Origin of the sequence: Rhodococcus sp. AD45-ID, from assembly GCF_003023755.1 — a bacterium.
GTDB classification, from domain to species: domain Bacteria; phylum Actinomycetota; class Actinomycetes; order Mycobacteriales; family Mycobacteriaceae; genus Rhodococcus_F; species Rhodococcus_F globerula.
Map to the genome: position 1 here is coordinate 939607 of NZ_PYHL01000002.1, position 16990 is coordinate 956596.

The 16990-nt window shown below is 62.2% G+C and carries 19 protein-coding genes; 10 read left to right on the forward strand and 9 right to left on the reverse strand.

Annotation, left to right across the window (positions count from 1 at the left end):
- Positions 1-5 precede the first annotated feature (5 nt).
- The gene (locus tag C7T36_RS20545) at positions 6-1451 is read right to left on the reverse strand and encodes an RNA polymerase sigma factor (RefSeq protein ID WP_202025569.1); all 1446 of its coding nucleotides are present in this window, start codon (positions 1449-1451) and stop codon (positions 6-8) included.
- A gap of 112 nt (positions 1452-1563) precedes the next feature.
- Positions 1564-2307, reverse strand: a complete 744-nt coding sequence (gene ppgK, locus C7T36_RS20550) for a polyphosphate--glucose phosphotransferase (protein ID WP_033234779.1) — start codon at positions 2305-2307, stop codon at positions 1564-1566.
- 95 nt (positions 2308-2402) lie between these two features.
- Here ppgK and C7T36_RS20555 point away from each other — a divergent pair, with 95 nt between their 5' ends.
- Positions 2403-3332 carry an inositol monophosphatase family protein gene (locus C7T36_RS20555; protein WP_045067426.1) on the forward strand — a complete coding sequence of 310 codons (930 nt, stop codon included), beginning with the start codon at positions 2403-2405 and terminating at the stop codon, positions 3330-3332.
- On the opposite strand, the gene cei is transcribed toward C7T36_RS20555, so the two are convergent.
- Complete coding sequence (gene cei / locus C7T36_RS20560; protein ID WP_033234778.1) at positions 3322-4002, reverse strand: envelope integrity protein Cei; 681 nt, start codon at positions 4000-4002, stop codon at positions 3322-3324. The two genes, C7T36_RS20555 and cei, sit on opposite strands and share 11 nt — an antisense overlap.
- 535 nt (positions 4003-4537) lie before the next feature.
- Between cei and C7T36_RS20565 the strand changes: the two genes are divergently transcribed.
- The gene (locus tag C7T36_RS20565; RefSeq protein ID WP_003942593.1) at positions 4538-4840 is read left to right on the forward strand and encodes a DUF4193 domain-containing protein; all 303 of its coding nucleotides are present in this window, start codon (positions 4538-4540) and stop codon (positions 4838-4840) included.
- Between the two features lie 98 nt (positions 4841-4938).
- Here C7T36_RS20565 and C7T36_RS20570 read toward each other — a convergent pair whose 3' ends face one another.
- Entirely contained in the window at positions 4939-5439 is a 501-nt protein-coding gene (locus tag C7T36_RS20570; protein ID WP_033234777.1) for a DUF3093 domain-containing protein, read from the reverse strand.
- A 93-nt stretch (positions 5440-5532) separates the two neighbouring features.
- Between C7T36_RS20570 and dut the strand changes: the two genes are divergently transcribed.
- Positions 5533-6027, forward strand: coding sequence for a dUTP diphosphatase (dut, locus tag C7T36_RS20575; protein WP_033234988.1), 495 nt, complete (start codon positions 5533-5535; stop codon positions 6025-6027).
- A gap of 3 nt (positions 6028-6030) precedes the next feature.
- The gene (locus C7T36_RS20580) at positions 6031-6858 is read left to right on the forward strand and encodes a DUF3710 domain-containing protein (RefSeq protein ID WP_033234776.1); all 828 of its coding nucleotides are present in this window, start codon (positions 6031-6033) and stop codon (positions 6856-6858) included.
- Here C7T36_RS20580 and C7T36_RS20585 read toward each other — a convergent pair.
- On the reverse strand, positions 6852-7598 hold the full coding sequence (locus tag C7T36_RS20585) for an alpha/beta fold hydrolase (protein ID WP_045067430.1): 747 nt from the start codon (positions 7596-7598) through the stop codon (positions 6852-6854). The genes C7T36_RS20580 and C7T36_RS20585 overlap by 7 nt on opposite strands.
- 137 nt (positions 7599-7735) lie before the next feature.
- On the opposite strand from C7T36_RS20585, the gene C7T36_RS20590 reads away from it, so the two are divergent.
- Together C7T36_RS20590 and C7T36_RS20595 are read left to right on the forward strand one after the other, a co-directional pair.
- Positions 7736-8110, forward strand: a complete 375-nt coding sequence (locus tag C7T36_RS20590; RefSeq protein WP_033234775.1) for an OB-fold nucleic acid binding domain-containing protein — start codon at positions 7736-7738, stop codon at positions 8108-8110.
- 66 nt (positions 8111-8176) lie between these two features.
- Positions 8177-8854: a DUF3159 domain-containing protein gene (locus C7T36_RS20595; RefSeq protein WP_045067432.1), complete on the forward strand. Its 678-nt coding sequence runs from the start codon at positions 8177-8179 to the stop codon at positions 8852-8854.
- Here C7T36_RS20595 and C7T36_RS20600 read toward each other — a convergent pair.
- From C7T36_RS20600 to C7T36_RS20610, 3 genes are all read right to left on the reverse strand, one after another.
- The gene (locus C7T36_RS20600) at positions 8847-9140 is read right to left on the reverse strand and encodes a GNAT family N-acetyltransferase (RefSeq protein WP_033234773.1); all 294 of its coding nucleotides are present in this window, start codon (positions 9138-9140) and stop codon (positions 8847-8849) included. The two genes, C7T36_RS20595 and C7T36_RS20600, sit on opposite strands and share 8 nt — an antisense overlap.
- 30 nt (positions 9141-9170) lie before the next feature.
- Positions 9171-9833 carry a TrkA family potassium uptake protein gene (locus tag C7T36_RS20605; RefSeq protein ID WP_033234772.1) on the reverse strand — a complete coding sequence of 221 codons (663 nt, stop codon included), beginning with the start codon at positions 9831-9833 and terminating at the stop codon, positions 9171-9173.
- A gap of 78 nt (positions 9834-9911) precedes the next feature.
- Positions 9912-10577 (reverse strand): TrkA family potassium uptake protein, encoded by a 666-nt coding sequence (locus C7T36_RS20610; protein WP_033234771.1) that lies wholly within the window; start codon positions 10575-10577, stop codon positions 9912-9914.
- Between the two features lie 171 nt (positions 10578-10748).
- Here C7T36_RS20610 and C7T36_RS20615 point away from each other — a divergent pair, with 171 nt between their 5' ends.
- The 4 genes from C7T36_RS20615 to C7T36_RS20630 all read left to right on the forward strand — a co-directional run bounded on the left by C7T36_RS20615 (position 10749) and on the right by C7T36_RS20630 (position 16316).
- The gene (locus C7T36_RS20615; RefSeq protein WP_033234770.1) at positions 10749-12743 is read left to right on the forward strand and encodes an APC family permease; all 1995 of its coding nucleotides are present in this window, start codon (positions 10749-10751) and stop codon (positions 12741-12743) included.
- A gap of 34 nt (positions 12744-12777) precedes the next feature.
- Positions 12778-14052 (forward strand): class I SAM-dependent RNA methyltransferase, encoded by a 1275-nt coding sequence (locus C7T36_RS20620; RefSeq protein WP_045067433.1) that lies wholly within the window; start codon positions 12778-12780, stop codon positions 14050-14052.
- 151 nt (positions 14053-14203) lie between these two features.
- Positions 14204-14710, forward strand: coding sequence for a MarR family winged helix-turn-helix transcriptional regulator (locus C7T36_RS20625; protein ID WP_033234768.1), 507 nt, complete (start codon positions 14204-14206; stop codon positions 14708-14710).
- A gap of 4 nt (positions 14711-14714) precedes the next feature.
- Positions 14715-16316, forward strand: coding sequence for an MDR family MFS transporter (locus C7T36_RS20630; protein WP_052683516.1), 1602 nt, complete (start codon positions 14715-14717; stop codon positions 16314-16316).
- Here the strand turns inward: C7T36_RS20630 and C7T36_RS20635 are convergent, their stop codons facing one another.
- Complete coding sequence (locus tag C7T36_RS20635; protein WP_045067435.1) at positions 16317-16985, reverse strand: SIMPL domain-containing protein; 669 nt, start codon at positions 16983-16985, stop codon at positions 16317-16319.
- Between the last annotated feature and the right edge of the window lie 5 nt (positions 16986-16990).

Consider the following 16990-nt stretch of genomic DNA (forward strand, 5'->3'; position numbering starts at 1 on the left):
TGTGACTAGTCGAGGTAGTCGCGCAGTACCTGCGAACGCGACGGGTGGCGCAGCTTCGACATCGTCTTCGATTCGATCTGGCGAATACGCTCACGCGTGACGCCGTAGACCTGTCCGATTTCGTCTAAAGTCCTCGGCTGGCCGTCGGTGAGGCCGAAGCGCAGGCGAACCACTCCGGCTTCGCGCTCGGACAGCGTCTCGAGGACCGACTGCAGCTGATCCTGCAGCAAGGTGAACGAGACGGCGTCAACTGCGACAACAGCTTCGGAGTCTTCGATGAAGTCACCGAGCTGGCTGTCGCCCTCGTCGCCGATGGTCTGGTCGAGAGAGATGGGCTCACGCGCGTACTGCTGGATTTCCAGCACCTTCTCCGGCGTGATGTCCATTTCCTTGGCGAGCTCTTCCGGCGTGGGCTCACGGCCCAGGTCCTGGAGCAGCTCTCGCTGGATACGGCCGAGCTTGTTGATGACCTCCACCATGTGCACCGGGATACGGATGGTGCGTGCCTGGTCGGCCATTGCGCGGGTGATGGCCTGACGGATCCACCACGTTGCGTAGGTCGAGAACTTGTAGCCCTTGGTGTAGTCGAACTTCTCGACTGCACGGATCAGGCCCAGGTTGCCTTCCTGGATGAGGTCCAGGAACGCCATGCCGCGGCCCGTGTATCGCTTCGCGAGCGAGACGACGAGTCGGAGGTTGGCTTCGAGGAGGTGGTTCTTGGCGCGATTGCCGTCGCGGCAGATCCAGCTCATGTCGCGGCGCTGAGCTGCAGGCAGCTTTTCGCCCTTGTCAGCAAGATCCTGCATGATCTGCACGGCGTACAGACCGGCTTCGATGCGCTTGGCGAGTTCGACTTCCTCTTCGGCGTTGAGGAGTGCGACCTTGCCGATCTGCTTGAGGTAGGCGCGAACGGAGTCGGCGGACGCCGTGAGTTCGGCATCCTTACGAGCCTGACGAAGTGCCTCGGACTCTTCCTCGTCCCAGACGAAGTCGCCGGACGCTTTGTCCTTGTCGGTCGGTTCCTCGGTGGCGGGCTCTTCGTCCTCGCCGACTGCGACGACCTCGACCTCTTCGAGGTCTCCGTCCGTGATGTCGATGTCTTCCAACTCGACGTCGCCGTCTTCTACATCAGGATCCCCGGCCTTCTTGGGGCCTGCCTTCTTTGCTGCGGCCTTCTTCGCCGGAGCTTTCTTGGCGGGGGCCTTCTTAGCTGCTGCCTTCTTGGCGGGGGCCTTCTTCGCCGGTGCCTTCTTGGCGGCCGGAGCTGTGACGGTGGCCGCCTCCACGGCTGAAGATTGTGGCTCTGACTCTGATGGAGAATCAGCAGTCTGACGTGTATCGGTGGCTGCCACGTACGCCCTTTCGTGACGGTGTCGTGCGGCGTCACGCCAGAGTGGTGATCCGGCGGAGAGGTCAATGGTTGTGGCCGGCGCGCAGCCGGACTCCACCATTGTAACGACTCTCAGGAAACTCTTACGTCACGACGGGCGTTAACGGCTTTTTTCGGACCGGATTAACCCCTTGTTTCACCTTTTCGCTCGGCCCATCGCCAGCGGAATCACCCTAAATTTTCGATGCGGCGAGGGCGGCGCCTGCGATTCCGGCGGTGTTCAGGAGTGCGGCCGGAACGACTGGCGTGCGGTTGGTCAGCAGCGGAATCCACTTCTCGTGTTTGCGACTGATCCCGCCGCCGGCGATGAACAAATCGGGCCAAGTCAGATCCTCGATCGTGGTGAGCACCTTCGAGACCTCGACGGCCCAGTGCTTGTAGCTCAGCTCCTTTTTTTCCTTCACCGACGACGCAGCTCGATGTTCGGCTTCCTTGCCGTCGACTTGGAGGTGGCCGAACTCGGTGTTGGGCAACAGAACTCCGTTGTGCAGAATCGCCGACCCGATGCCGGTTCCGAAGGTCAGCAAGATGACAACCCCGGACGCGTCCTTGCCGGCGCCGTAGGTGTCTTCGGCGATACCTGCGGCATCGGCGTCGTTCAGAACGGTGACGGCCCGGCCGCCGAGAGCCTTTCCGAACAGTGCAACAGCGTCGGTTCCGATCCAGGACTTGTCGATGTTGGCGGCGCTGCGAGCGACGCCACCGGTGACGACCGACGGCAGGGTGATGCCGACCGGTCCGGCCCAGCCGGCTTGCTCGACGATCTGCGTCACAGTCGTGGCGATTGCCTCGGGAGTCGAGGGTTGCGGGGTCAGGATCTTGATGCGCTCACCGATCATCTCGCCGGTGCTCAGATCGATGAGAGCGCCCTTGACTCCACTGCCGCCTACATCGATTCCGAAACCTGTCGTTGTCATCGTCCTGCGCTCCTGAGGGCTCGAATTCGAATGTCGCGATCTGACCGAATCAAACACTAACCCGATTGGGTACGCGTGGTGCGGCGCAACGAGGGATGTGTTGCGATGGTGGTGTGCGCCCACAAGAGATTTCCCTGTCCGAGTTGTCCACGGATTCGCTCGATCCTGCCGAACTGAGAGTGGTGGCGGTGGCCGTCGCGGAACGCGCTGCTGCGCACGTTCGCGCCCGTCGTCCGGAAGTGTTCGGCGTCGTCGGTTCGGGTGAGAGCGAGAACGGTTCCGACGCCGGAACCGTTGCGGCCAAGAGCACACCGACCGACCCGGTGACGATCGTCGACACCGAGACGGAACAGGTGATCCGGGATCTGCTTGCGACGCTGCGGCCGCACGATTCGATTCTCGGTGAGGAAGGTGGCGGAGACGCAGGCGACGTCGTAGGGGTCCGCTGGGTTGTCGATCCCATCGACGGAACTGTGAACTTCCTCTACGGAGTTCCGGCGTTCGCGGTGTCGGTAGCGGTGCAGATCGACGGAGTTTCCGTGGCCGGCGCGGTAGTCGATGTGTCTGCGGGGGCGACGTATTCGGCGCACCGCGGTGGCGGCGCCACGATGACCACCGAGGACGGTGCGGTCAGTGAGCTCGCCGCCAACCCGGTGACCGAGCTGTCAATGGCTTTGGTGGCTACAGGTTTCGGATACGGCGCTCAGCGACGCAAGGCACAAGGGCGGTTCATCGCGGAGATTTTGCCCCAGGTGCGCGACATCAGGCGGATCGGTTCTGCGGCGCTGGATTTGTGCATGGTGGCGACCGGTCGCGTCGATACCCATTTCGAGCACGGACTGAGCCCATGGGATTGGGCTGCCGGTTCGTTGATCGCCGAGGAAGCCGGTGCCGTGATCTGCATTCCGGGCCCGAATTCGACGTCTGCGGCGGGCGACATCGTCTACGCGTGCGCCCCGGGGATCGCCGACGAGTTCGCGGCGATGCTCACCGCATGCGGTGCGGACCGCCCGATCAGCACCTAGCGGTTCGCGCCGCCTTCAAGAGATCGATGTCCATTGCCGCGGCTTCGGCATTCGCGGGTTGCTCGGCGAGGGCGCGGAGCACCTCGCCGGCATCGGTGTTGGGGGAGACCTTGCTGAAGTACGTGCCCAGCGCAAAATCGACCGTGTCGTCGGTCCGGCCGTCCCTGATCAGTTCTGCACACGGAGCGACCAGCCACACGGCACTGGCCGCAGCGATTCCGTTCTCCCCGAAGCGGATCTGGCCCTGGCATTGCATGTTCTGATCAACGTAGACCGGGTCGTTGCCCACTTGTACGTCTGGAGCGCTGGCAAAGCCGTAGTCCTTCAGCTGGGCGGCTACCTGCGAGGCCTGACCGCTTTCACCGTTGGCGTTGAAGACTCGAACCTTGGTCGCAGCCAGCGGCGCCGGTTCCACGTCGAGCAGCGTGGTTCGGTCCACAACCGAACCGAGGGGCATCGGTTGTGGGGCGGCCGGATCGGACGATGCCTGCGGGCGATTGCAGGCGACCGTATCGCTGATTTTTGCGTCAGCCGTGAGGATCTTGATCCACAGCGCGCTGCCGAGGACGGCGAGTACCGCGAACACCGCGACGACCGGCCACACGCGTCGGCGCCGGAACGGACGACCTCGGTCGTCGGTCGCGCTGCCTTCGGTGATCAGAGAAACCACGGTATCCCTCGACTTTCTGGACGAGTTGGAGCTTCGTCGTCAAGCCGAGCAGAGCGGGCGTGACGTTCGGTGCCTACCTTAGAGGGCGCGCGGTTCAATCCCGTTCAGGTGTGTGGTGACTGGCCGTCAACCGAATTTCGCCGAGTTGATACGTCGGTGCTGCTGCGGTGATACCGCGGTGATTTCAGGGGAGTTTTCGGGGTCGAAGATCACAAAATGCTGTGTAGTTGGTGACGATTCGCAGACTTTTTTCGGAAATGACCGAATGGGTTACTACTTTCGCGCTTACTTCGGCTACTGTCTGGCGGCCCAGGTCGTTCGACTGGGCGTCGGCTCCATGCCGTAATGACAACCAAATGAGGCACAGATCACGTTCTCGGGAGAAGTTTCCGGGCACTTTTCCACCCGCTGCCACGTTGTGCAGCGACAGGGAATGATCTCCATGCCACGGCGGTTTCCATGCGCATGACGGGATCTACCGGATTCCAGGCGTTCATGGGACCGGGATACACGAGAAGGATGAGGGGTAAGCGACATGGCAACTGACTACGACGCACCGAGGCGTACAGAGTCCGACGAGGTTTCGGAGGATTCGCTCGAAGAGCTGAAGGCGCGGCGCAACGAGGCGCAGTCGGCTGTCGTCGATATCGACGAGACCGACACTGCAGAATCCTTCGAGCTGCCCGGTGCAGACCTTTCCGGCGAAGAGCTGTCGGTTCGGGTCGTTCCGAAGCAGGCCGACGAGTTCACGTGTTCGAGTTGCTTCCTGGTGCATCACCGCAGCCGTCTGGCGAGCGATGCAAACGGACAGCTCGTGTGCATGGACTGCGCAGCCTGATAGTTCTTCGCAGCTTTACATTGCGTCCCGACGGTCGACCCGATGTCTTCGGGTCGACCGAGGGATCAAGGCGGTCGTGAGACCGCCTACTACTTTGCTCAGTCTTCGCTGAGAGCTTTGACCAGTGCTTCGGGTCGACGTGAGCTCACGAGCCAGTACGGCGTCGGATCTTCCGGATCATCGAGGACGATCAAGACCATGGTCTTGACCCACGGTCGGTGCTGGACAAAAGCAGACGGGTCGAGCTGGCGACCCATCGCGGCACTCTTTGCCGAAGCAGGTACAGCAGCGGCGCGTGAGATCAGATTCACTGGAATGTGCGCTCGGCCAACATGCAATTCCTTGACCCCGCCGGTTTCGACAACCTCGACGCGGGTGCGGCTGAGCCAGAACGACAGCCAGATCGGGATGGGTAGCAGCACCACGTACGCGAGCAGCGACACCAGGCCCGGGCGCCCCATGTGGACTTCCGCTGCCAGGAGCGCGGCCACGGCGATTCCGGCGATCCACCACCCGATGGGCAGCCAGAGGCGCTCGGAATAGAGCGTCGTGGACGCAGGGGCTGTGGTAGCGACGTCAGGTCGAGATGTTTCGGGCACGAGTCAAGGATAGTCCGTCTCGCGCAGTGGTCCTCTAGGTGCTCCGCGCCCAGTAGTCCTCTCTCCAGTCTGCGCCGAGTAGTCTTGGCCGACGTGAGCGATCATCTCTCCATCGCCTTGAAGCGACTGGACCCAGACCTGCCGGTTCCGCAGCGTGCACATCCCGGTGATGCCGGTGTGGATCTGTGCTCCACCAGCGATGTCACTATCGAGCCCGGCCGCCGTACCCTCGTTGGTACGGGTATTGCGATTGCCTTGCCGGTCGGCACTGTCGGACTCATCCATCCGCGTTCCGGACTTGCTGCAAAATCGGGTTTGTCCATCGTGAATGCGCCGGGCACCGTGGATGCAGGTTATCGAGGCGAGCTCAAGGTGTGTCTGATCAATCTCGACCCGGACACAGCGGTCGAGATTCGTCGCGGCGACCGAATTGCGCAGCTCGTGGTTCAGCGCGTCGAACTGCCGGTATTCGAGGAAGTGGAGTCGCTCGACGACACCGCCCGAGGTACCGGTGGATATGGTTCGAGCGGCGGACACGCGATACTCGACACCGATGCAGGTGTGAGTCCTGTCGTAGAGGGAGTCTGAAACATGTTCGGACGTAAGAAGAAGTCAGATGTAGACGAGGAACCGACAGGTTTCTTCGAGGACGAGGATGTCGACCAGGTCGACGAATCCGACGACGCAGACGACACGGTGAGCGAAGAGTCCGAGGGCCCGTACGACATCGCGGACATCGAGTCCGACGATCCGACTGCCGGTCGGAACGGTCAGCGACTCGATCTCGGTTCTGTTCTGGTTCCGATGCCTCCTGGCGGCCAACTGCAGGTGGAGATGGCGCCAAACGGGTCACCCCAGGCCGTGCACCTGGTCACCGAACACGGACGGGTCACTGTCGCCGCCTACGCGGCACCGAAATCGCCTGGCCAGTGGCGTGAGGTTGTCGCCGAACTGGCGCAGTCCTTGCGAGACGACAATTCGCCGGTCAGCATCGAGAACGGTCCGTGGGGTCGCGAACTGGTCGCGGAGACCGCTGCCATGGATTTGCGTTTCATCGGTGTCGACGGTCCGCGGTGGATGGTTCGGTGTGTTGTGGCCGGTCCCAGTGGATCGACAGCCGCCGGCGCGCCGCTGGTTGCTATTGCGCGCGACATTCTGCGCGATACCGTCGTCAATCGCGGAGCGGAGCCACATCCGGTGCGGACTCCGCTGCCGGTGGTGCTGCCGCAGGCGTTGGCCGAGCAGCTCGCTGCCGCGCATGAGCAGCAGATGGTCGCGCAGCAGCAGGCCGCAGCTCAGCAACAAGTCGATCAGCAGATCGCTGCGAGCCAGCAGGTGCAGCAACAGCCGCCCACGCCGCCGGTCCCGCCGCAGCGCCGGGGCGAATCCGGTTCTGCCATGCAGCAATTGGGTCAGTAACTCACGTTTACTTCAGGCGCTCGCGGCGGTTGAGAGAATCCGGCCGCCGTGAGCGCCTCGAGGCAGGTGGCCCCGAGTATCGCGGCGTCGTGGCCGATCTGGTCGAGCTCGAGTGTGCCCACTTCGGCGCGGGGGAGCGCGGCCGCCCATTCGTAGCCGACGGTCGCCGGATGAACCGGATCGTCGAGCGCTATCGCGATTCCGACCGGAACGTCGATCTCCGCAAGAGCTGCTTCGGTCAGCGAGTAATACGTCGCGGCCTCGTCGAGAGCCGCCGGCAGATCCGGCCACTGCGAACGCCACGAACGTTCCAGTTCGTGTCCCAGCCAGGCCGGGCTGGAGGCGAGCATCGCTGCAATGACCGATTCCAGACCTTCGCTGCGCAGCTGTGACGAGGTGAACCGTGCGCTCGCCGCTGCCGGTGCGTGATCGGGTGCTCCGGTCCACGGTGGCAGCGCCGCCAATACTCCCGACGTCTTGTCCGGATTGAGCGCTGCCCACTGCAAGGCGACGGCAGCACCGATGGACACACCACCGACAAGGATTTTCCCGTATTCGGTGGCTGCGGCATCCATCGCGTCGAGGTAGCTGCCGACGACACGCCGAGGGTCCGGTTCGATTGCGACGGTGCGCACACTTCGAGCGCTGAGCGGCCCGCGGAACGCGTGGTCCACGAAGTGTGCGTCAGAGCCCGTACCAGGGAGAACGACGGCAACGGACGGTGAATGTGTGAGCGCCATTACCTGATCTTGCCTGGTGCCCCGAGATCACCGATCGACCGGTGTGGTTACCCGCTCGTAATGGGGCTACAGTGGCGAACACACAGCCCTTCCGTGACGCGAAACCCGTGCGTCACATTTGTTCGCAGGAGCGCGCAATGGCACCCGCCGCCGCAGGATATTTTCGCCGACTGACTCGTCGCCTCACCGAGGATGTCGATCAGTTGGATGCACAGGAAATGACCGAGTCCATCGAGGCCGTGGGAGGCCGGAAAGCATGCGACTGTCGGCGCGGTGAAGAAGTCACGATGGAGGGTCGACTCCGTAGCGTCGACGCGTGTCCGAAGTCGGGCAATGCCAGTATCGAAGCGGAATTCTTCGACGGCACCGAGGTCATCAACCTCGTCTGGATCGGCCGACGCCGCATTCCGGGCATCGAGACCGGCAAGACCATCCTGATCCGTGGCCGCGTCGGCGAGCGGGACGGGCGCAAGGCAATCTTCAATCCGTACTACGAGCTGCGCGGCGAGTAGCCGCAGCCGTAGGACCAGACACAGCGCATTTGCCGCATAACGCGGCGCGTGTGGCACCCTCGACAGGTGAGCGAACCCAAACAGCAATCGGTGATGGACCAACTCGGTGGAGTGAGTGGTCTCGTCTACACGTCGCTGCCGATTCTGATCTTTGTTCCGGTCAACAGCATCTGGAACCTCACCGCTGCCATCTGGGCGGCAGTGGGCGTGGCCGTGCTGATCGCAGCGTGGCGCGTCTTCCGTAAAGAGTCGATCCAGCCGGCAATTTCAGGCGTTCTCGGTGTCGCCGTATCGGCGTTCATCGCGCACCGCACCGGAGATGCGAAGGGCTACTTCCTCTTCGGGATTTACACGAGCCTCGCCTATGGTGCCGCATTTGTAGTGTCGATACTGATTCGCTGGCCCCTGGTCGGCATCATCTGGGGTTTTCTCAACGGTCACGGCAACCTGTGGCGTCGACACAAAGGCGCGGTGCGGGCTTACGACATCGCTACCGCGGCATGGGCGTTGGTGTTCGGCGCCCGGTACGTCGTGCAGTCGCAGTTGTACGACACAGATCACACGGGTTGGCTCGCGGTGGCACGTATCGCGATGGGGTGGCCGCTCGCCGGCCTGGCGTTTGTGGTCACAATTTGGGCTGTGCGCAAGGCAGATCGGATTGTCGAGCCCCCGCCTACCGAGAGCGATATCGAAGCGGTAGGCGAGGAGCCAGGCGATCAGCCGGATCAGCGCGACGTCAGCTGACCAGATCCTGATACTCGGGGTGCTTGCCGACGAACTTCACGACGTACGGGCACACCGGGTGTACTTTCAGCCCGCGTGATCGCAGTTGGTCCAGTGCGCCGCTCACCAGGATTGCTGCCAATCCGAATCCCTCGAAACGGGGATAGATCTCGGTGTGATTGAACGAGAGCACGTCGCCGGCAGTGGTGTAGTCCTCGATCCCGGCAAGCTCGCCGTCGACGTGAATCTCGAAGCGGCTCTGAGCCGGATTGTCGACGACAACGGTATTTTCGGGTGCAGCGGCCATGATTATCCCTTTCGTTGTGTGATGTCGGTGTCAGGCGTCGAGACGCAGCGCCGTTCGGAGCTGGTCCTCGGTGTCGATAGCCGCGACGAAAAGAAGTTCGTCGCCGCCTTCGATCGGGTCGTCGAGTTCGGGAACGATGACGCGGCCTCCGCGCAGGATCGTCACGAGCGCGCAGTCTCGGGGGAGTTCGAGCCGCTTGACGGGCTTGCCGGCGAGGGGAGTGTTGTCTGGCAGGGTGATCTCGACGAGGTTGGCCTGCCCCTGACGCAGAGTCATGAGTTTGACCAAGTCGCCGACCGAGACGGCCTCTTCGACCAGCGATGCCAGCATCCGGGGGGTGGAAACGGCGACGTCGACGCCCCACGACTCGTCGAACAGCCATTCGTTTCGCGGATCGTTGACGCGGGCGACAACGCGGCGCACGCCGAATTCCGTTTTTGCGAGCAAGCTCAGTACGAGGTTGGCTTTGTCGTCACCGGTTGCGGAGATCACCACCTCGTACTCCTCCAGCGAGGCCTCCTCGAGTCGGCTGAGCTCACAGGCATCGGCATGTACCCAGGTGGCTTCGGGCACTGACTCGGGTTCGACGTGTTCGATCTTGCGTTCGATCAGCATGACGTCGTGGTTACTGCGAATCAGCTCGCGCGCAATGGAGCGACCTACGGCACCTGCGCCGGCGATGGCGACCTTCACCTGGAACTTCCAATCACGTTGTGGTGCATCATGTTTTCGGGCAGTGCGGTCGGGTGTGACGTGTGCATAGCAGCCGCCTCAGTCGTCGCTCGGAGGCGGATTGCCGGCAAGTGCGATCGCTTCGGCGACGGTGCCGGACACCGCTGCGATGTACACCTGGTCGTCGGCTTGGATGACGGTTTTGCGATCGGGGAGAACGCCGGTACCGAAGCGGATGATGAATGCCACCCGGGAATTGGTCGCGCCTTCGAGAACCGAGATGGATTTACCGGCCCAATCCTCGTGTAGCGCAAGTTCGGTGATCGCGACGTTTCCCGACGGATCGCGCCACTTTGCCGTCTGGCTTTCCTTGGTCAACGTGTGCAGGAACCGGTCGGTCGACCATGGAACTGTTGCCACGGTGGGGATGCCGAGGCGCTCGTACACAGCGGCGCGCTTCGCGTCGTAGATTCGTGCGACGACGCGTTCGACACCAAAAGTCTCGCGCGCGACCCGGGCCGCGATGATGTTGGAATTATCACCCGACGAGACTGCCGCGAAGGCGTCGGCGCGCTCGATGCCTGATCGAATCAGTACGTCGCGGTCGAAACCCATGCCGAGGACTGTGGTTCCCGGGAAATCATGGTCGAGACGCAGAAATGCACTCTGATCGCGGTCGATGACCGCAACTTCGTGTCCGATCCTGGTCAGGGACGCGGCGAGGGAAGATCCCACACGACCGCATCCCATGATGACGACATACACGACCTACTCCGTTCATGGACTTTCGACGCGATTGCACGCCGAAACGAACCGTACATCGCTGAGCGGGAAGAGCAAGTCTCGACTGGCGCAATTCCGTTGTGATTGCGGGGATGACGGTGCAGTTCTACGGCGGATGACTCCATTTCAGGCTCGACGGCTTACGCTTTGGACGTGTCTAAGCTCTCGACCGCGACCAAGCGGCTCTTGCTCGGCCGGCCGTTCCGAAGTGACAAACTCGGGCACACGCTGCTACCCAAGCGGATTGCGCTCCCTGTGTTCGCGTCCGACGCCATGTCGTCCGTTGCCTATGCCCCCGAAGAAATCTTCCTGGTTCTCTCCGTTGCGGGCATTTCGGCGTACGCCTACACGCCGTGGATCGGCCTGTCGGTCGCCATTGTGATGGCTGTCGTGGTGGCGAGCTACCGCCAGAACGTCCACGCGTATCCGTCCGGTGGTGGTGACTACGAGGTGGCGACGGTCAATCTCGGGCCGACAGCGGGCTTGACCGTGGGCAGCGCGCTGATGGTCGACTACGTGCTCACTGTTGCTGTATCGATCTCGTCAGCGGCGTCCAACATCGGTTCGGCACTGCCGTTCGTTGCTCAGCACAAGGTGTTGTTCGCGGTGGCGGCGATCGTCCTGCTGACGGCGGTGAACCTACGCGGCATCCGGGAGTCGGGAACTGCATTCGCGATTCCGACCTACGCCTTCATCGTCGGGATGTTCTTGATGTTGGCGTGGGGGTTCTTCCGGATCTACGTGCTCGGTGAAGATGTTCACGCGGAATCGTCGTCGTTCACACTCAATGCCGAGGACTCGCATCTGTACGGAATTGCCTTCGCGTTCCTGATCGCGCGCGCGTTTTCCTCGGGTTGTGCCGCGCTGACCGGCGTCGAGGCAATCAGCAACGGTGTGCCGGCCTTCCAGAAGCCGAAGTCGCGCAATGCTGCCACGACCTTGCTGCTGCTCGGTTCGATCGCCATCGTCTTGCTGATGGGCATCATCATCCTGGCTCAGAAGATCGGCATCGTCTACGCCCACAATCCGGCAGAACAGCTGGTCGGCGCTCCTGAGGGTTACCACCAGAAGACACTGATCGCGCAGATCGCCGAAGCTGTGTTCAACGGATTCCCGATCGGATTCTTCTTCATCGCGATTGTCACCGCGCTGATCCTCGTGCTGGCAGCGAACACCGCGTTCAACGGATTCCCCGTCCTCGCATCCATCCTGGCTCAGGATCGCTATCTGCCGCGTCAGTTGCACACTCGCGGCGACCGCCTGGCATTCAGCAACGGCATTTTGTTCCTGTCGGCTGCAGCCATCGCGTTTGTGGTCATCTTCGGCGCTGAGGTCACCAAGCTGATCCAGCTGTACATCGTCGGTGTCTTCGTCTCGTTCGTGCTCAGTCAGACCGGCATGATCAAGCACTGGACGCGCCACCTGAAGTCCGAGACGGACAAGGCGCAGCGCGCTCGTATGCAGCGGTCACGGGTCATCAACTCGATCGGTCTCGCGATGACCGGTGCCGTGCTGATCATCGTTCTGATCACCAAGTTCGCAGCGGGTGCCTGGATCGCAATCGTCGCGATGGTGGCCATCTTCGGCGTGATGAAGCTGATCAGACGCCACTACGACAGCGTTGCCGCCGAACTCGAGGAGCAGGAGTGGGACGGTGTGCTTCCCAGCCGCACGCACTCGATTGTGCTTGTCTCGAAGCTGCACATGCCGACGATGCGCGCCCTGGCCTATGCGCGAGCAACACGACCGGACACGCTCGAGGCAATCACCGTCAACGTCGACGAACCTGACACCCGCGCGCTCGTTCGGCAGTGGGAGAAGAGCGACGTGACTGTGCCGCTCAAGGTGATCGAGTCGCCGTACCGCGAAATTACGAAGCCGGTTCTCGACTACGTCAAGCGAGTGCGACGTGACGCACCCCGTGACGTGGTCACCGTGTTCATCCCCGAGTACGTGGTCGGCCATTGGTGGGAGCAGATCCTGCACAACCAGAGCGCATTGCGACTCAAGAGCCGTTTGCTCTTCCAGCCCGGCGTCATGGTGACGAGTGTTCCGTGGCAGTTGAGTTCGTCGGCAAAGGCCAAACCCCTCGATATCGAGAAGACAGCCGGCGCTACTCGTCGTGGTTACGACGCCGGAGAAAAATGATTGATCAAGAAAATGGAACGGCAGGCGTAGTTCGTTGAGTGAGAATTGGACCGGGCAGACCTTCGAGGCCGAACTGGGCAAGCCCGGTCACGGCGGGTTTGTTGTTGCCCGCCACGAGGGGCGTGTGGTGTTCGTCCGTCACGGCTTGCCAGGGGAGCGGGCACTGGTTCGCGTTACCGAGGACAAGGGCGGATCGTTTGCGCGCGCCGACGCGGTATCCATTCTCGAGGCGTCGCCGCATCGGATCGACCCGACGTGCCCTATCGCCGGACCCGGAGGAGCAGGTTGCTGCGACTACTCGCATGCCGATCTGCAGATCCAGCGAGAGATGAAATCTCTGGTGGTGGCCGAGCAATTGCAGAGACTGGCCGGCGTCGAACGCGACGTGCAGGTTGAGGAACTGCCGGGCACCGGCGACGGCACCGGGTGGCGGACTCGCGTTCGGCTCGCCGTCGACCGAAACGGTGAGGCGGGGTACCACGCGTTTCGTAGCAATCGCATTGTCACGGACCTGCGATGCACCCAGATCGAGGAACGTGCCTACGACGGATTGGCCGGAGATCAGTGGTCTCCGGGCAGTGAACTGCAGGTGGTCCTCGACGCCACCGGTGCCAGGCATGTGGTCGAGATCAGTGCGCCCACCATCGCGAAGGCGGGGCGCCGTGCGCCCGGTCGGCGCGGGGCGACGGCTCGCCGTGCTGCGAGCAGCGGCCCGCGGAAAACTCGTGTTGCGATCGGTAATGACACCGTGCGTGAGCGCGTGGGAACCCGCGAGTGGGAATTGTCCGCGACGGGCTTCTGGCAGGCGCATCGTGGTGCCGCGCAAGCATATTCGGAGGTTGTGCGGGACTGGGCCGGTGTCGGCTCCGGTGCTACCGCGTGGGATCTGTACGGCGGGGTCGGAGTGTTCGCGGCGGTACTGGCCGATCTTGTCGGACCGGATGGTGTCGTGGAATCCGTGGAGTTGTCGGCGCGGGCAACATCGGACGGCCGGGCAGCGTTGTCCGATCTGGAGCAGGTCCGATTCCACACTGACCGGGTGGAGAAGATCGTCGCAAGCGCGTCATTGTCTTCCGCGCCGGGTGTGATTGTTCTCGATCCGCCGCGAGCGGGCGCCGGCCGACCGGTGGTGGAGGCGATCGCGTCGACCGGCACCGAACGTGTGATTCATATCGGGTGTGATCCGGCATCGTTCGGCCGGGATATCGGTCTGTATCTCGAGCAGGGATTCCGCATCGGTGGACTCCGTGCCTTCGACGCCTTTCCCCAAACACATCATGTGGAATGCATAGCTCTGCTCGAGCGTTGAGTACTGTCAGGGTCTGATCGCTGTCGGTTAGCTGATTCCCGAATCGGGTGTGACCCTTATCGCGTCGCCAGAGGTTGCTTGAGCTATGCAACTAAATGTATAGTTGCGTTCTGCAAGTAGTTTTCGCGTAGATCGTTGTCAGGGGTTCTCAATGTCAGTGCAGCCGGATACGGCCCAAGCTCTTGTCGACACGGTTTTCCTGTTCGGCAGATCCTTGCGGGCCGTGGTGACGCACAGCGCTGAAAGCGTGTTGCCCCCGGCGCTGATCAGTGTGTTGTTCATGCTGGCAGCTAAAGGGGAGTGCAGACAGAACGAGCTGGCAGTAGACCTCTGTGTCAGCCAGTCCTCGCTCAGTCGGCAGATGTCCGATCTCGTGGATGCCGGGTATGTCGAGCGAAGTCCCGACCCCGCAGACAAGCGAGCGTTCCGAATCCGGGTCTCGGACGAGGGGCACAGCGTTCTCGAGGAAACGAAACAACGGCGAGCGGCGCGATTGCGCAGCATGCTCGAAGACTGGAGCCAGGAAGAGGCCATGGCCGCAGTGTCATCGCTACAACGTCTCAACGAGACGTTCGGCGCAGCGCTCCATCGTCAGGCCTCACCTGCAGTCCCGCACCCGGCCTTGCCGGTCGCGGGCGTAGAAACTATTGGGAGATAAGCACATGTCAGCCACAGTTGGAGAAACTCGGGCTAGTACCGAGAGCGGTGCGATGACGCACAGCGAAATTTTGAAAGTCCTCACCGGACTCATCGCGGCACTCTTTACCGCGCTGCTGAGCAGCACCATCGTCTCGACGGCTCTCCCGACCATCATCGGTGAATTGCACGGAACGCAGACGCAGTACGCCTGGATCATCACGGCGGCACTGCTCGCGACGGCCGCGTCGACGCCCATCTGGGGCAAATTGTCTGACCTCTTCAACAAGAAGTTGCTGGTCCAGACGTCGATCGTGATCTTCGTGGTCGGTTCCATCATCGCCGGCGCAGCGCATAACGTGCCGCTGCTTCTTGGCGCCCGCGTGATTCAGGGCATCGGCATGGGTGGTTTGACTGCCCTCGTCGTGGCCATCATCGGCTCCATCATTCCGCCGCGTGATCGTGGTCGGTACTCCGGCTACATGGGTGCTGCCATGGCTGTCTCGATGTCCGGTGGACCCGTTCTCGGCGGTGTCATTGTCGACACGGTCGGTTGGCGCTGGTGCTTCTACGTGTGTGTTCCGTTGGCAGTCATCGCACTGTTCCTCCTGCAGCGCACATTGCACATCGAGACCGAGAAGAAGGAAAACGTCTCCATCGACTGGTTGGGTGCCACCTTGCTCACCGCCGGTGTCAGCGTTCTGCTGATCTGGGTTTCCTTCGCCGGTCAGGATGACTACTACGCCTGGTTCTCGATGCAGTCGCTGTACTTCGTCTTCGGCGGACTTGCCTTGCTGGCTCTGACGATGTTCGTCGAATCCAAGGTCAAGGATCCGATCCTGCCGATCAAGATCATCACCGAGCGCACCACCGCGTTGGCAATCATCGCGTCGGTCGCAGTGGGTGTCGGCCTGTTCGGTGCGACGACCTTCCTGACGCAGTACTTCCAGACAGCTCGCGGTTTCGATCCGACGGCAGCCGGACTGCTCACCATCCCCATGGTGGCAGGCATGCTCGTCGCCTCGGTCGGCTCGGGTCAGATGATCACCAAATTCGGTCAGTGGAAGCCGTTCGTTGTTTCCGGCGCAGTGCTGCTGCTCATCGGTTTCGGTCTGCTCTCGACGATCGACCACGCGACCAACCTGTGGACCATCGGAATCTTCATGGCCATCGTCGGTTTGGGTACCGGCATGCTGATGCAGAACATCGTGCTCGCGGTCCAGAACACCGTCAGCGTCGAAAACATCGGCGCGGCAAGCAGTATCGTTGCGTTCTTCCGTACCTTCGGTGGTGCGATCGGCGTGTCGGTACTGGGTTCCATCCTGGCAAGTCGCGTCGGCACCCTGACCAAGGAATCCGTGTCCGCACTGCCGCCCGAGCAGCAGATGGTTGCAGGCAAGAGCTTGCAGGACGGACTCGACCTGAACAACATGCCCGACTTCGTCGGACAGATCGTTCGATTCGCGTACGGCGACGCAACGGGACGCATCTTCCTGGTCGCAGCCGTTGTTGCCATCGTGACCTTGGTAGCGGTTTCCTTCATCCCGAACCGGGCACTGCGGACCACGATCGACATCGTTGTACCCGAGGCGGACGAGGTCAACCTCGAAAAGTCGGCTTCACGCTGATCACGCCATAGACCATCGAACACGGATCGAGATCGTTTCCTCGATCTCACCGTGTTCGACGGCCAGCGGAGCAGAATCTGCCCGAGCCGCGGCAAATACACCGTGCACCGGGACCATCTGGTCGGCGCCCTCGACAATCTCGAGGGTGTCGACCAGATTTTTCCGTGCCAGGGCCGCGAACTGTGCGGCTTTTGATTGTGCTGACGCCCAGGCAAATTCGCGGGCGAGCTCGGCCAGCGCCGTTCGATCCTCGAGGTCGAATGCCACGCTGTCGAGTCGGATCGCGTCGCCGGAGGCGGACACACAATCAGCGATAACGGCGGCGGGAGAATGCGAGCTGTTCGCACTCAACTCGCGCACTACTATTCGAAATGTCGTCGACGCAGTGAAACCGGTGGTTTCTGCTCGGCCGCCGTCCACCCACTGAGTCTGCGGGTGGATGCTCAATCCTGTTGTCACGAGGTCGGCTCCGCGGATGCCGTGTGTGTGCAGTACGTCCGTCAATGCGGTCGAGTGCCTGGCCAGGGCACCGAACGCGTCGGCAACTGCCGGGTCTGTCACCGAGATGCCAATCGACAACCGGGCAATGTCGGGAGTGGCTGTTGCGCGGCCGATTCCACTGACCGTCACGCTGGTCGCGTCCGACTGTTCCGAATGAGTGAAGGTCATGGGGC